Raw genomic sequence first — 14,680 nt, forward strand, 5'->3', positions numbered from 1 at the left:
TTCAGGCAAGGCGAGCGGCTGAATCAATCACCCATCCCGCAATAATTCCGCCGGGTTCAGCCGCATGGCCCTGAGTGTTGGCAACAGCCCACCCAGCAGAGCCAGTGGCAGTAGTTCTACTTTGCTGCAGGCGTCAAGGGACTCAAGGCCGGACTCCAGTGAGTCCATCTGATCCTGGAAGACCTCGTACAGAATCAACGCGGGCGAATCCGCAGGTATGGTGGTTTCCAGCGCTCGCAGCAGCGTGGCCCGCAATGGCGAGTCCGGCCGTTGAGGCATTGTTGAGCACCGCAACGGTGCCTGACTCTGTCGGGTAGGCTAGGTGAATATCGCTCATCTGGACGCTGGTGGACACTACGGCACCTTTTATCGGATGGGGGGAGTGGCGAACGAGTTCAAGTACGAGTAGTTTTCCACACTGGCGCACTGTGAGCGACTTGCAATCCCGTCTGCAACACAGTCCGTACATTCCTGCCAGGCTCATCTTAACTGGAAACCGGCATGCCCTTACCCGTGGTGCACCACCCTGACTACAGTTTTCCGTTCCCGGAAAAACATCGTTTCCCCATGGAGAAGTTCGGGTTGCTGGCCAATTACATGCGCTCAACTGGGCTGCTGACTCCGGCCAACAGCTTCCGCCCCGCGCCGTGTCGGCAAGCCTGGCTGACCCGGACCCACTGCCCGGCCTATCTCGCCCGTTTTGCCGGCAATCAGCTCTCTGCCCGGGAAACCCGGCAGATGAACCTCCCTTGGAGCAAGGGCCTGGTCAGGCGCACATTTCTGGCGCCTTCCGGTACGATTCTGACAGCGCAACTGGCCCTGGAACATGGCATTGCCTGCCATCTTGCCGGTGGGACTCATCACGCCCATTTTGATTATGCAGCAGGCTTCTGCATCCTGAACGATCTTGCTATCGCTGCCAACGTGCTACTCCGGCAGGATGGCATCGAGCGAGTGCTTATTTTCGATGTGGATGTGCACCAGGGAGATGGCACCGCCGCATTACTGGCCGATGAGCCTGGAGCTTTCACCTGCTCTATCCACTGCGAGCGCAATTACCCGTTCCAGAAAAAAGTCAGCGACCTGGATGTTGCCCTGCCGGACGGCATGGGCAACGAAGACTATCTGGCAGTGGTCAGTGAAACACTGCAACAGGCTCTGGCGCTGTCAAGGCCAGACATAGTGCTCTACGACGCAGGCGTGGACGTGTTTGAAGGCGACCCCCTTGGCAGGCTGAACATCTCGGAGGCAGGCATACGACAGCGGGACCATCAGGTGCTCAGTGAACTGAAGCGGCGCCGTATTCCCGTGGCTACAGTGATCGGCGGCGGCTACGATGATGACCGTACGAAACTGGCACGGCGGCATGGGATTGTCGTGGAAGAGGCCAGCCGGGTGTTTGGCCGTGTCTGAAATCAGGTGTAGAGGCTATTGTTCGCAGTCCTGCCGATTCTCCCCGACAAATCCCATCACGCTATCCGCCGTCAGCTTGAAGGTTGGCGATAGTTCCATTCCAGCGCTCCTTAACGCCTTGGCGGCCCATTTGTTACTGGTATTGAGCAAATGATACCGGCCTTCGGCATCGTAGAACTGACTGTCACCATAGAGCCCGCGCTTGAGTTCAATCAGGTTGCCGTCTTCATCGCGGGTAAGGCTGTTGGAAAGGTATTGCGCCAGAGACTCTGCTTCTTCAGTGTTGATACAGGTGTGGAGTACGGCATCTGCGGGAAAGTACCCAGCCGGGGAATCCGGCAGAGCCACAAGATGTACGACAGTGCCACGCGACCACACAATCGCCTGGAGAGTCACGCCCGCTTTGGTCTCCCCAGCCTGGTAGAACCCCGCATCACCCCAGCCGAGTTCGTAATACTCGGCTCCGACAAACCGCTCCGCAAGTTCCGGGATTACAGCGTTGAGTTCTTCAGCGGCGATAGCAATCCCCACATGCCAGCCATGGCTCACAACGTACAGCTTGCTCGAGCGGGAACTGTCGGCCCCGGCATCCGGCTCGACGACATTGGGTTTTGCGGAGCACCCGTAGGTAGCGAACAGCACGAGAAAAAGCCAGGCAGTTTTCATCCTGATGCCCCATATAGGTCAGACTGCAGTGTGCTAGGTTATCAGATAAGCTGTGTTTATGGGCGCTGTACATTGTCCTGTTCAGACGGAAATTGACCCACAGATCGGAGGGCGTCGTGGCAACTGACTGGCAAGCGGCGAGAGCGCCACCCACTGGTGAACCGGCGCGCCGCTGGCAGGACTTGCATTGGTATCTTCCTGCAAACAAGGGCCCGCCCTACTAACAGGTCGCCCGCCCAAAAATCCACGAGAATCAAGGCAGACTGTCTATGCAATGCGCTCTGGTTTACGACTTCGACGGTACCCTTGCAAAAGGCAACTGCGCCGAACACGGTCTCATGCCTGCGTTAGGGCTGAGTGACAAGGAAGACTTCTGGCCAGAAGTCCACCGAAAGAACTTTGAACGGGATGGGGACGAGATTCTCACCTATCTGGGGGAGTTGGCCCTGAGGGCCCGCGATGTATACAAACAGGCTGAGCTGACCCCCGAAAGATTGCGAATGCATGGGGAGTCCATACCACTGTTCCCAGGTGTGGAGGACTGGTTTGCTGCTATCAACCGATTTGCCAGTGACCACGGAATTGCATTGAACCATTACGTTGTATCAAGTGGGCTCGAGGAAATGATTCACGGGACATCGGTGGCAAAACATTTCAGGAAAATATTCGGCTGCCGCTACCACTACGATGAAAAGACCGGCTTTGCCAAATGGCCGGCCGTTGCCATCGACTACACCACCAAAACCCAGTACCTGTTTCGTATCAACAAAGGCATTGAGAACAGCTGGGATAACGTAAAAATCAACGAATATACCGAACCCAGAGATCGCCCCTTTCCGTTCGACCGGGTCATCTACTTTGGCGACGGAGACACCGATATTCCGGCCATGAAGATGGTAAAGACTCAGGGAGGATGCAGCATTGCGGTATTCGACAGTGATAAATGGGGCGAACAGCACACCCAGGAAAAGATCGAGAAGCTGATTTCCGAAGAGAGAGCAAGCTATGTGGTGCCCGGTGATTACACCACCGGCAGCCAGCTGGATGTGACGGTCCGGGGGATTCTCAGGCTGTATGCACGGAAACACCGATAGCCGGCGGGCCGTGTTGTGCCCCCTCAGCCTTTCTTCCGTTTCTTGCGTTTGGCCCTCTCGTATAGCTCCCGCAGGGCTTTGGGTTGCTTGCCCTTACCTGAACCGTGAGATTCGAGAATGCGCGTCCAGATCGCCTGCTTTTCATCAGGAGACAGCTGTTTCCACTCCTTTTTCTCCTGTTTGGTTCGGCCGCAGGCCTTACAGATGGATTTCTTGTTGAACTTGCAGATGTCGATGCAGGGCTTCTTGGTGACAGGTTCCATGGAATCTGGCTTTCCCCTTCCAAATTGATTGACAGGTCAATGCTGGGGAGGCCAGATTATGTATTCAAGTGGTAAAAGCCGCAGGCAGCCTTATTCACGGTAAGCCGCGATGGGGAGAGCATCGAATGGCACTACACCCATTTGTAGCTCTGTTGTGTGGTCACAATCCTACTCCGGATTCATTCCTACCGATATCCCTGCCGATGGCGGCAGGCGTTAACCCTCAATTTTGTCCAGCGACGACGCCAGAGCGGCCACCCTCTGATTGGTTTCGCCAACCAGGGCATCAATTTCGCCTGCGGAACCGCTGGATTTACGAGCCAGTGAACGAACCTCTTCGGCGACTACCGAGAAGCCGCGCCCGGCATCACCGGCACGAGCGGCTTCTATCGCGGCATTGAGGGCCAGCAGGTTAGTCTGGTCTGCAATATCGTTAATGGTGGAGACGATGCCACTTATCTTTTTGCTGGCATACAGCACCGAGTCCATTGCGCCCTGGGTTTCGCGCACCGCCACGTCGCGATCGGTGATATCGATGCCGAACAATACGTACCGGCGCACATCCCCATTGAATTCTTTCAGGGCGACAACCTGGTAGTCCAGGGCGAGCCTGGACATATTTTCAAGTTCAATCGAAGCCTTGCCGCTGAATTCCCCGGTCTTCTTCAAAGTTTCAAGATCTTCGCGGCTCAGCGTTGACCATATTGCCCTGGCGCTCTGTGCCACCTTGTCGTCACTGCCGGCTTTGTCACGGACCAGTTTGTTAGCGGCCAGGAAACCGCCGTCCGGGTTGAATTCCATAACTGCCATGGATCGTTCAATCGCCTGCAACCGGCGGGTGAAGTCCACGGTTTCCTGCTTGCTGCGGGTGATATCGGCTTCAACGGAAATAAACCGGTTCACCCGGCCGTTATCGTCAAAAACCGGAGCAATTGAAAGCGACACCCAGTAAGGAGTGCCGTCTTTGTGATAGTTCAGGATCTCGGTGTAAAACGGCTCCTGGCGGTCGAGATGCGTGCGGATCTGCCTGACGGTTTCAGGATCTGTACCTTCACCCTGGAGCATCGGCCCCGGCTTTTTACCCCGTGCCTCTTCCAGGCTGTAGCCCGTCAGTTTTTCAAACCCGGCATTGAGATATTCAATCTTGCCGTCACGGTCGGTAATGATGATGCCACTGTTGGCCTGATCGGCAACCAGGGACAGCATTTCCATTTTTTCGCGTTTTTCCACCTCTTCGGTGACGTCTTTTATTAACGCTGTGTAGGTGATCACCCCATCGAACTCAATCTTGCTGATGGCTGCCTGGCCCCAGATTCGGGAGTGGTCCTTTCGCTCAATGGTCAGTTCCCGGTAACTGCCGACGATCCGATTTTCACCAGTGCGGCGATTACGGTCGACAAACCCGTCATGCTGCGAGCGGATAGCCTCAGGCACCAGCATCTTTACGTTCTCGCCCAGAACTTCATCGCGGTGGTAGCCCCACATCTGCTCGGCGGCTTTATTGAAGAACGTGACATTGTTGTGCTGGTCGATGGAGACCACGGCGTCCATGGCCTGTTCAAGAGTCTGGTTCATCATTTCGCGGCTGTAGCGTTCCTCGCTGATGTCGCGCACGAAAACCGTGCTCTCCACCCTTTTACCGGCCCCGAAACCGGCTACCGCGATATGAGCCCAGAATCCACGCCCCTGACTGTCTTCAAGATGTACTTCGTTGGGCTCAGCGTTGCCGGCTGTTATACGCTTCAGCACGGTTGCTGAAAAAAGAGTGGAAGCAGACTGACCCAGCACCCGGTCCTTACTGATCGCCCATAGTCGTTCAGCACTGGCATTGAAGAAGGTTATCCGGTTTTGCCGGTTGATGGTCAGGACGGCCTGAGGGGCTTGCTCCAGCGCCAGTGCAGATCGGGAATGGGGAAAAAAACGGGACAATAGTTGAAGCATAGTACTAATCTGTTTATGTATTTGAAGTGTTCTTTACGGTAGACGGTGAATGCCAGACTTGCTTTTCGATCTAAAGGATTGTTTTTTATCGTGTAGAGTTTGTTAAATGGTGAAAAACGCCAATGACTGAGAACCTCCCGCACTGGATGCCGGCTGAAGCGTCCCAGGCAACCATTAACATCATCCTGCTGGGCGTTATTCTGTCCACCAGCATTTTTGCTGACGCCATCGCCCACCGCACAAGGATTCCGCGGATTTCCATCCTGATGCTGGTAGGTATCGGCATTGCCTTCATTCAACAGGTGTGGATGGGCAATCAGAACGATGATGTGCTGGGCGGGCTGAGTGAGCCGCTGATCCAGCTGGCGCTGGTGATGGTGGCATTTATGCTGGGAAGTGAGCTGGAGTTACGCCGGCTTCGCAACACCGGCCCGTTGATCCTTGTTATCTCCCTTTTTGTGATTATCGGAGGTGGAGTCCTTGTTGGCGCCGGGTTGCTGGCGCTGGGATTTCCACTCGTGGTCGCGGTATCGTTGGCTGCCATTTCAGTGGCAACGGACCCGGCCGCTGTGAGCGAGTCTGTTCGCGAAAGAGGTAGTGCCGGGCTGGTGCCCAGGATTCTGCTGGGCATCGTTGCCATTGATGATGCCTGGGGTATTGTCGTTTTCGGGCTGAGCATGTCTGTTCTCGGCTGGGTGATCGGCGGCGACGGCCAGCTGGCACTGCTGCATGCCATGTGGGAGTTGGGCGGCGCGATACTGATCGGTGTTGCCGTTGGCCTGCCAGCAGCGTGGCTGACCGGGCGACTCAAGTCCGGGGAGCCCACCCAGGTGGAAGCCATTGCAATAATACTCTTACTGGCCGGGCTCTCGTCGTTGCTGGGTGTGTCTGCCCTGCTGGCGTCCATGATTGCCGGTAGCCTGGTGGCCAATCTGGCCCATCACCATACCCGGTCATTCCGCGAGATCGAGCATATTGAGTGGCCTTTCCTGGTGTTCTTCTTTGTGCTTTCCGGCGCGAGCATTGATCTGTACAAGGTGGATGACGCCATCCTGCTGACTCTCGCCTACGTTGTACTGCGTCTGGCCGGCCGGGTGCTGGGCGGTTACTTTGCGGTGATGTTCAGCCCGGCAAGGCACGAGGCCCTGCCCCGGAATATTGGCCTGGCGCTGACACCACAGGCAGGTGTGGCAATCGGTATGGCGCTGCTGGCGGCGGAACGGTTTCCCGAATTCCGCGATTCGATATTGCCAGTAGTGGTTGCCTCTACCATTGTATTCGAGCTGGTGGGACCGGTTCTTGTGAAGAAAGTGCTGCGCTAACCCGCAGCCGTGGCCGCCTGCTTGCTTCCGAATAACGCTTTTACATCCTCCAGCACCAGGTAAAGGCAGGGCACCAGGAACAGGATCAAGGCCGTGGCGAAGATGATACCGAATCCCAGAGACACCGCCATGGGAATCAGGTAGGTGGCCTGCAGGGAGGTTTCCATGATAATCGGCGTCAGGCCACCAAAGGTAGTGAGTGTGGTCAGCACTATGGGCCTGAATCGTCGCAGGCCGGCCTCATATATGGCCTGGGCCGGGCCCAGACGTTCACGCTGCCGATTGGCATAGGACACCATGATCAACGAGTCATTTACCACCACACCGGACAGGGCAACAATGCCCATGATGCTGACGAGCGACAGCTCCATGCTCAGAATCATGTGCCCGATGATGGCACCGACGGCACCAAACGGAATCGCCAGCATGACCACCAGCGGTTGCAGGTAACTGCCGAAAGCCACCGCCAGCAATGCGAAGATAGCACCCATGGCCAGCCCGAACCCGCCCCACAGGGCAGTGGTAGATTCCCGCAGATCTGCCTGGCTGCCCTGAAAGGTCCAGGTCAGGCCCGGGAAGTCCGCGCGCAATTGCGGCAATATGTCAGTCTGGATCAGTTCCAGTACCTGGCTGATTGCGGATTTGGGCTGCACGTCGGTGCCAACGGTAATCACACGTCGGCCATCACGGCGGTCGATGGAGCGCAGCGATTCACTGGTCGTTACCTCGGCCACGTCCATCAGCGGGACTTCCTGTCCGTTTTCCGCGCGGATCACAAAGTTATCCAGGTAGTGAAGATCCTGGCGCTGGTATTCCGGCAGCCGCACCCGGATTTCGTTTTCGTTGATGCCCCGTAACTGGCGCAGGGCGATACTGCCGTAGAAGGCGTCCCGCAACTGGCGGCCGACGGCGGCGCCGGTGAGCCCCAGCGCCCTGCCCTCGTCGTTCAGGCTGATGTCAAACTGGGGTTTGCCGGTGGTGTAGTTGTCGTTGACGCCGCGGGTCTGGCTGATCTGCTTCAGTTCTTCAACGAAACGCTGGCTGGCGCGGGCAAGAATGTCGATGTCGGTGTGGCTCAGGTCCACGCTGAGGTCGTCGCGCCAGCTTCCTGGGCCCTGTTCTGCCTCGAATGTAATCTGGTCGACCCCCTTGAAGTCGCGCAGCTCGTTACGCCAGAGCTCGATGATGTCATTGACAGTCATGTCACGCTCGTCCCCCGGGAGAAGTACAAGCTCCACATCGATGAAACGCTGGCCTCTTACGTTGGTTTTGATACCTTCCACGTTGCGGGACAGGTTGTTCTCCTCGAACATCCGCTGGGTGTCCTCGGTAATGGCCATAGCCATCTCACCAGCGCGACGGGCGGTGGTGCCAACGGGCAGCCTGAGGCCCGCCTCGATTTCGTCCGCCGGTGCCTCGGGCATCATGATCATGCCCATGTGGTCACTGATTGCATAAGCCCCGGACACCACCATTATGGTAAGCGCCGCAGAAAGCGTGACATAGCGGAAGCGCAGGGCCATATCCAGCAGCGGCCGGTAACCGCGGTCCACCACGGCCTGGAAACCCCGGGAAAAAACTCTCTGGACACTGTGTATCCAATGACCCCAGATGGTGACACTGCCTTTGCCGCTGTGGGCCAAATGAGCAGGCAGGATGAACAGAGCTTCGATGAGTGAAATGGCCAGCACAAGAATAACCACCACACCCAGCGGCCACCAGAATTTGCCAGTGACACCAGGAATGAACAGAAGCGGCAGGAAGGCGACAATGTTGGTCAGGATACTGAAAGTAACCGGCCCGGCAATGTCTTTGGCGCCCTCAATCGCCGCCTCCATGAAGCCCATGCCCTGTTCCCGATATTCGTAGATATTCTCACCTACCACTATGGCGTCATCCACCACTATCCCCAAAACCATCAGGAAGCCAAACATGGAGATCATGTTGATGCTAACGTCCATCACCGGCAGGAAAAGCACACTGCCCACGAAGGAGATGGTCATGCCCATCATGATCCAGAACGCCAGCCGGTACTCCAGGAACAGACTGAGAATCACCAGCACAATCACCATGGCCATGACGCCGTTCTCAAGCAGCATATCCATGCGCTCTTCGAAATGTTCGGCCCGATTACTGTCGATTCGCAGTTTCACCGCGTCCGGCAGGGTCTCTTCCAGTTCCGCCATCACCTGTTCCACGGACTCGGCAATGTCCAGGGGCGACTGATCCCCGGTGCGGAAGATCTCGATTTCCACCGAAGGCAGGCTATTGAAGCGGGAGTGGAAGCCGTCCTCTTCGAAACCATCGCGAACCGTTGCAATGTCGCCGAGGGTGACGGCACCGCCGGAATCCGCATTGAGGATCACAATATTCTCGAAGCCGGACGCCCACTGCTTCCGTTCATTGAGCCTGAGCAGTATGTCGCCGTTATCCGTCGCCATGGAGCCGGCCGGAATGTCCTCGCTGGACTGTTCGATGCGGTTGGCTACCTCCGACAGGGTCAGATTGTATTTGCGAAGGGTTTCCTGGGGGATTTCCACACTGGTCAGGTAGCCCGGCACGTCGTCTATAGCGGCCTGGGTGATCGCATCTTCGGAAAGCAGACGGTTACGCACCTGTTCACCGAGCTGGCGCAGAGTCCAAATGTCCACGTTGCCATACAACGTCAGTTCCATGACGTCGCGGGTTGGCGTCACCAGCCGGACTTCGGGTTCCTCGGCCTGTTCCGGAAAGGTGCGGATACGGTCCACAGCCTGCTCTATATCCTGCAGGGCCTGCATGCGGTTGGTTCCGGAAACCAGTTCTAGCTGGATATTGCCGCCGCCCTCGCGGGCGGTGGAGGTCATTTGCTCAATACTGTGGATGCCCTGGACCGCCTCTTCAACGGGCAGGAGTATGCCCTTCTCGACTTCCTCCGGCGCGGCGCCGGGATAGCTGACAGAAATCTGCACCATGTCCAGTTGGAACTCCGGGAACACCTCCTTCTGCACCTGGGTCGCCATCCAGAAGCCACCGGACAGCAACAGGATCATCATCAGGTTGGCAGCAATGGAGTTACGGGCCATCCATTCTATGGGGCCGACCCAGCCCTGGCCTTTAGGCGACTCACTCATCGGTATCCCCTTCCAGTCGCAGGCGAGCACCGCTCACAACGGAGGAGAGATCGTTGGTAATGACCTGGTCACCGTCCTCGAGGCCACTCCGTATGAAGGCATGATCATCGTCACGGAAGGCAATTTCCACCTCGCGGATGGCGAGTTCGCGATCCTCCATGACCCACACGGTGTTATTCCTGCGCACCAGATCCCGCTCCAGCCTTATCACGTCGTCCAGGAGCACACCGTCGATCTCGACCCGCAAGATGGCCCCGAGAATCAGGGGAGGCTGGCCCTCGGACTGATCCAGTGCAAGCGGATCTTCGATGGTAATGAGAACCCGTGCCATGCGCGCATTGCCGTCCAGATCGCCAACCAGTTGTGCCAGCCTTCCCTCTCGGGTCTGCCCCTCTGGCCAGGCGGTGTCGTGATGAACGGTTACCGGTGCTCCGGGGGAGCCCGGGGCGGCGTTAAAGGTCAGCCACTGGAGCTTTGACAGTGGCACCGTCGCCTCTACCCAGTACTGGCCTGTTCCCACCAACCGGCCCAGGGACTGGCCGGCGCTGACCTGGGAGCCCAGGGCCACTTCACGGCTGAGCACCTGGGCTGGGAACGGAGCGCGAATCCGGGTGCGGGCAAGATCCGTTTCTGCCTGCTTCACGGCAGCTTCAGCAGCTGCCACCCTGGCTTTGGCCTGCTGCAGCTGGGGTTTGCGCAGTATCAGCGCGTCGTTGACGACATCGATGTCTTCACCCAGCAACTCGAATTCCTGACGGGCAACGGTTTGCTGGCCGTGCTCGAGCTCAAGATCTGCCCTTGCCTGCTCCAGTTCACTGCGCCGTTGAAGAAGTGTGGCTTGATAATCTGCCGGGTCGATGCGCAGCAGTTCTGCCCCCTTTTCAACCCGCCGGCCCGGCGTAAAGGCGTCAGCCTGGTGAACGACTTCGCCTCCCACCCGCGAGCCAAGTGTGACCTCCCGGGCGGGGACAACCTGCCCCATCGCCTCAACGGTGGGCGTGAAGCGCCCGCGGCTGACTGTCTGGACATCAACCAGCATGGCAGTTTCTCGGGCGGCATCCTTGCGGGTGGCGGTGGGTTCGGTCTTGAAAATCATCCAGATCAGGCCAACACCCACCATCAGGATAATCAGTGACACAAACACAGTTTTAAGGGGACCGGCTTTGCCACGCTCAGGACGGACTGCATTCTCATCGATGGGTTGGCTCATGCCTCGTTATTCTCCGTTGTTCGCGACGTTTCGATGCTTCCGGCCAGTGCCCGGTAAAGTGCAACACGGGTAGTGAGTAGTTGCTGGCGGGTATTCAGAATCGTGCGCTGAAGGTCCTGTTTGTCTTGCAAGGCGGTCAAAACCTCGATGTAACTGGCCGTGCCGTTCAGATACTGGTTGCGCAGCTGCAGATAGGTTGTATCGGCCAGTTCACTCTGCTCCTCGAGACTCTGCAGGCGCCGGCTCTGCTGCTGTTCCTGAGCGAGAGCGTTTTCAACTTCCCGGATGGCAACAAGAACCGCTTGCCCGTATTCCTGAACGAGCTCTTCAAGTACCGCCTCGGAGCGGCGAACCTCAGCGCGGCGCTCACCACCATCCACCAGGGGAACCAGTAGATTGCCAGCCAGGGTTGCCAGCCAGTTATCAAACAGATCCCCGGTATCGTTGGCCTGGGAATTAACCGACGCCTCGATTGAGAATCTTGGGAAACGGTTACTGATGGCGGCCGCCAGGTCCTGATCTGCGGCCCTGACCACTCGCCACGCCTGCTGGAGATCCGGCCTGCGCTGGACCAGTTCGGCAGGAACACCCGTTTCCGGCAGAGGCGGTAATTGCGGCAATGACTTGTCTTCAGGCAGGTCCCTGCGGCCCGGCGACTGACCCAGCAATACCGCCAGTTGATGCCGGAGGACACGGGTCTCTCCCTTGACGTTACTCAATCGTTCCCGGGAGGCACTGACGAGTTGACGCTGACGAAGCACGTCTGCGCTGTTGTTCTGCCCGGTGGCAAACCGCGATTCAATCACGGTCAGCACATTTCTGTTGGTCTCCAGCTGGGTTTCCGCCAATGCGAATTGCGCCCGTTGTTCCACCAGCTGAAACCAGGTGTTGGCAATTTCTCCACTCAGGGAAATGGCAGCGGCCTGGTGATCGGCCAGGGTTGCGGAGGCACGCAATGACTCTGCTTCGCTCAGGGATTGTACCCTGCCCCAGAGATCTACCTCATAGCTGGCACTCAGGCCGGCGCTGAAGGTATCGGTGTCAGTGGTGTCGGTTTCCTGTCGCTCCGCACCGGCGCTCGCATCCACAGAAGGGAAAAGCGCCGCACCCTGCCTGTCTGCCAGCGCCCGCGCCTGGCGCAACCTCTGGTAGCTGGCCTGGAGACTCAGATTATCTTCCAGGGCCCGGGCAACCAGGTTATCGAGCTGTTCATCCTCAAAAGACGTCCACCATGTATCGGGAACAACCGGCTCTCCAGTGCGGGTGAATTCAGCAGGAAGTTCTATCGGGACTTGCGGAGGCTGTTGCTGGCTGGCGCAGGCAGCAAGGAAGATAACGGCAACTGCCGGGAGCAGCCGTAAACGAAGCTTTGTCGTTAATCTGGTCATGGAGAACCGGTTAAAGTCTGGTGCCGAGAATTACGTCTGGCCCGACGATACCACGCATACGGCCGGAAAATTTACCGGAACGCCATCGCGTATCCGATTTTACACTGTCTTTACGTTGGGGATTCAAGCTGCCCCGTCACCCCCCTGGCGCATTGACGGGGCGGTCCCACCACATCTTGACAACAAAACCGTGAGGCACGGTCAGGGCCGCCAGCCCCCAGAACATCACTCTCACTCCCTCTACCAGCAGACTTGAAGCCGGGCTCCACACCACCAGCGCACCCCAGGCAACCAGCGCAATAGCAATGGCACCCAGCGTTGCCGGCGCGGATTTTCGCAGCAGAAAACGCACCACCTGCCTGAATTCAGCTTCCCCGAGACGATATTCCGCAATCGACAGGAAGTGGCGAATGCTGTGAACAATACAGAAATAAAAGGTAAACGCGAGAAGCGGTGGCAGCAGAATCATGGCTGCGGCCACCAGCACCAGCTCTGTGAAAACGCGGGCAGCCAGATGGTCATTATGGCGCCAGACCAGCGTCCCGAAGGCCACCAGCCACAGCGAGGCCAGCACCGGCCCGGCAATGGTGACCACGGCAAGTACCGTTTCCGTCTCTCGGTTCACCAGCCAGGCAAAAAGTTCACTGGTCTGCTCAGGATGCCCGATCATCGGGCCCAGAACCGTCAGGCTGCCACTCACCCAGATCAACAGGGAGTTGCGGCATGAGCTGAGGTAAGCCGTATCGGTAAAACCGAAGTGCCAGATAGACAGCATCAGGAACACGAAAAGCGCAAGTACCGGAAAAAACCAGATCAGGCCCACGAACCCGAGCACAGCCGCAGAATAGGCAGTCAGTGCATAGGGCATGGCCCCGGGCCGGTTGCCGGTCAGACGTTTCAGAATGAGCGGGTCGGCGCCGCCATGGGACAGGCCGAATACCGCAACCGGCACCAGTATGATCCAGAACTGTTGTTCCAGTGATAATGGTGGCAGCACCAGGGCGGCCAGAACCGCAACCGCTGCAGCAACAAGCACACAGCCTTGGTGCCAGCGTCCTCGGGAGCTTCTGTGGAGATTGCCACCCACCGTCTGCCTCGCGTTCGCAGTCATGGCAAGGCCGCCCGTAGAAACGGCATTGCCGGCAGTGCTGCAGCCACGGCAACCGCATCACCCCAGCGAGGCTGGTCATTCATGAAACGCGCCATCTGTTCAGCTGTGGTGGCGGAAAAAAGATCCAGAAACCAGTCGGGTGCGGTTTCTGGGTGTCGGCGCAGCGCCCGCAGAAAAACCCTGTCCATCCAGTCCAGCCAATGTTTGCGCGCCTCGGTTGAATGAAAATGCCAGTGCCCGCTGGCAGCGGCAGCAAGAATCTGGCCCGCCAGCTCTGAGCAGTTCCGTTGGCAAGTGGCAAAGTGATAGCCGGTGGCGGCGCGCATCCAGCCAGCACCAACGCCCGCCCTGACTATCCGCCCCTGTTGACGCGACTGGCTGACTGGCATCATTGGCAATTTTCCGGATTCCGAGCGTTTCACCGTATAATCTGCGAAGCCCCGTTCATCCAGCCAGGCCTCCAACCGGGCCTGGCAGTCAGGCCACTCCCCGCCCGGATCAAACTCGGTCCACTCCACCAGCAGGTTATCCTGATCGAGAGGCAGCAGGTAGACGAAACAGATATGCTCATTGCACCGCTGAAAATCCATCAGCCTCGCCATACCCGTATCATACCGGTGGCCGGGACAATGGATCTCGTATCCTGTGAACACTTGCCAGAAACCGAGCTTTTGATCGACTCGAGTCGCGTCCGGCGGGCGGGTGTCGATAACCGCTCTGGCTCTCCACTGCCCGGCAGCTGTGGATATCAGCACGCCATCGTCAGAGTCCCTGATTTCCTCAACGGTGATCCCCTGCCGCAGGCTGAGCCGGGAGCAGGATTCAATGCGCTCCACCGCATGCTGGTAAACACGGCCGGCAGGCAGCATTGCATAGGGTGCCTGTTCACTCGATTGCGATACCGAACGCTCTCCCCTGCTCACCTGCCAGTGCGACCAGCGATGGCTGATCAGGTGGCGGAAAGGGTGGTACTCGCTGTCCCAGAAACACCAGGTGCGGTCGTTATGGTATTCCTCTCTAGGTTCGAGCAGATGCACGGTAGGCAGCGGCTGTTGTTTCTGCGCGGACAGTTCCAATAGCCAGCAGGCCAGGCTAAGGCCAGTCAGACCAGCCCCGATGATCACCAGGTCACAATCAAATTCCTGCTCGCCTGCCATCG

Annotated in this window: 12 protein-coding genes; 3 read left to right on the forward strand and 9 right to left on the reverse strand. The window is 57.9% G+C overall.

The genetic code is table 11. The features are described 5' to 3' along the window. Positions 1-27: 27 nt before the first annotated feature. On the reverse strand, positions 28-279 hold the full coding sequence (locus tag ACESMB_RS06910; protein ID WP_372971183.1) for a hypothetical protein: 252 nt from the start codon (positions 277-279) through the stop codon (positions 28-30). 222 nt (positions 280-501) lie between these two features. On the opposite strand from ACESMB_RS06910, the gene ACESMB_RS06915 reads away from it, so the two are divergent. Continuing rightward, positions 502-1,413 carry a histone deacetylase gene (locus tag ACESMB_RS06915; protein ID WP_372971184.1) on the forward strand — a complete coding sequence of 304 codons (912 nt, stop codon included), beginning with the start codon at positions 502-504 and terminating at the stop codon, positions 1,411-1,413. Positions 1,414-1,428: 15 nt separating this feature from the next. Here ACESMB_RS06915 and ACESMB_RS06920 read toward each other — a convergent pair whose 3' ends face one another. Continuing rightward, positions 1,429-2,079, reverse strand: coding sequence for a TIGR02117 family protein (locus ACESMB_RS06920; RefSeq protein ID WP_372971185.1), 651 nt, complete (start codon positions 2,077-2,079; stop codon positions 1,429-1,431). Between the two features lie 269 nt (positions 2,080-2,348). On the opposite strand from ACESMB_RS06920, the gene ACESMB_RS06925 reads away from it, so the two are divergent. Next, a complete protein-coding gene (locus ACESMB_RS06925; RefSeq protein ID WP_372971186.1) occupies positions 2,349-3,173 on the forward strand; it encodes an HAD family hydrolase in 825 nt (274 codons plus the stop codon). A 23-nt stretch (positions 3,174-3,196) separates the two neighbouring features. On the opposite strand, the gene ACESMB_RS06930 is transcribed toward ACESMB_RS06925, so the two are convergent. Both ACESMB_RS06930 and ACESMB_RS06935 read right to left on the reverse strand, forming a co-directional pair. Further along, positions 3,197-3,436 carry a DUF1289 domain-containing protein gene (locus ACESMB_RS06930; RefSeq protein WP_372925380.1) on the reverse strand — a complete coding sequence of 80 codons (240 nt, stop codon included), beginning with the start codon at positions 3,434-3,436 and terminating at the stop codon, positions 3,197-3,199. A gap of 216 nt (positions 3,437-3,652) precedes the next feature. After that, on the reverse strand, positions 3,653-5,377 hold the full coding sequence (locus ACESMB_RS06935; RefSeq protein WP_372971187.1) for a PAS domain S-box protein: 1,725 nt from the start codon (positions 5,375-5,377) through the stop codon (positions 3,653-3,655). Positions 5,378-5,499: 122 nt separating this feature from the next. On the opposite strand from ACESMB_RS06935, the gene ACESMB_RS06940 reads away from it, so the two are divergent. Beyond that, positions 5,500-6,699 (forward strand): cation:proton antiporter, encoded by a 1,200-nt coding sequence (locus tag ACESMB_RS06940; protein WP_372925382.1) that lies wholly within the window; start codon positions 5,500-5,502, stop codon positions 6,697-6,699. On the opposite strand, the gene ACESMB_RS06945 is transcribed toward ACESMB_RS06940, so the two are convergent. The 5 genes from ACESMB_RS06945 to ACESMB_RS06965 all read right to left on the reverse strand — a co-directional run bounded on the left by ACESMB_RS06945 (position 6,696) and on the right by ACESMB_RS06965 (position 14,678). After that, positions 6,696-9,812: an efflux RND transporter permease subunit gene (locus tag ACESMB_RS06945; protein ID WP_372971188.1), complete on the reverse strand. Its 3,117-nt coding sequence runs from the start codon at positions 9,810-9,812 to the stop codon at positions 6,696-6,698. The two genes, ACESMB_RS06940 and ACESMB_RS06945, sit on opposite strands and share 4 nt — an antisense overlap. Beyond that, positions 9,805-11,022: an efflux RND transporter periplasmic adaptor subunit gene (locus ACESMB_RS06950; RefSeq protein ID WP_372971189.1), complete on the reverse strand. Its 1,218-nt coding sequence runs from the start codon at positions 11,020-11,022 to the stop codon at positions 9,805-9,807. The genes ACESMB_RS06945 and ACESMB_RS06950 overlap by 8 nt, the downstream gene beginning before the upstream one ends. Then, a complete protein-coding gene (locus ACESMB_RS06955; RefSeq protein WP_372925385.1) occupies positions 11,019-12,410 on the reverse strand; it encodes an efflux transporter outer membrane subunit in 1,392 nt (463 codons plus the stop codon). Before ACESMB_RS06955 ends, ACESMB_RS06950 begins: the two co-directional genes overlap by 4 nt. Positions 12,411-12,546: 136 nt before the next feature. Then, positions 12,547-13,521, reverse strand: coding sequence for a Brp/Blh family beta-carotene 15,15'-dioxygenase (locus tag ACESMB_RS06960; protein ID WP_372971190.1), 975 nt, complete (start codon positions 13,519-13,521; stop codon positions 12,547-12,549). Next, entirely contained in the window at positions 13,518-14,678 is a 1,161-nt protein-coding gene (locus tag ACESMB_RS06965) for a lycopene cyclase family protein (RefSeq protein ID WP_372971191.1), read from the reverse strand. Before ACESMB_RS06965 ends, ACESMB_RS06960 begins: the two co-directional genes overlap by 4 nt. Positions 14,679-14,680: the final 2 nt, after the last annotated feature.

The sequence above is a fragment of the Marinobacter sp. genome, assembly GCF_041686475.1.
In the GTDB taxonomy this organism is placed as follows: Bacteria; Pseudomonadota; Gammaproteobacteria; order Pseudomonadales; family Oleiphilaceae; genus Marinobacter.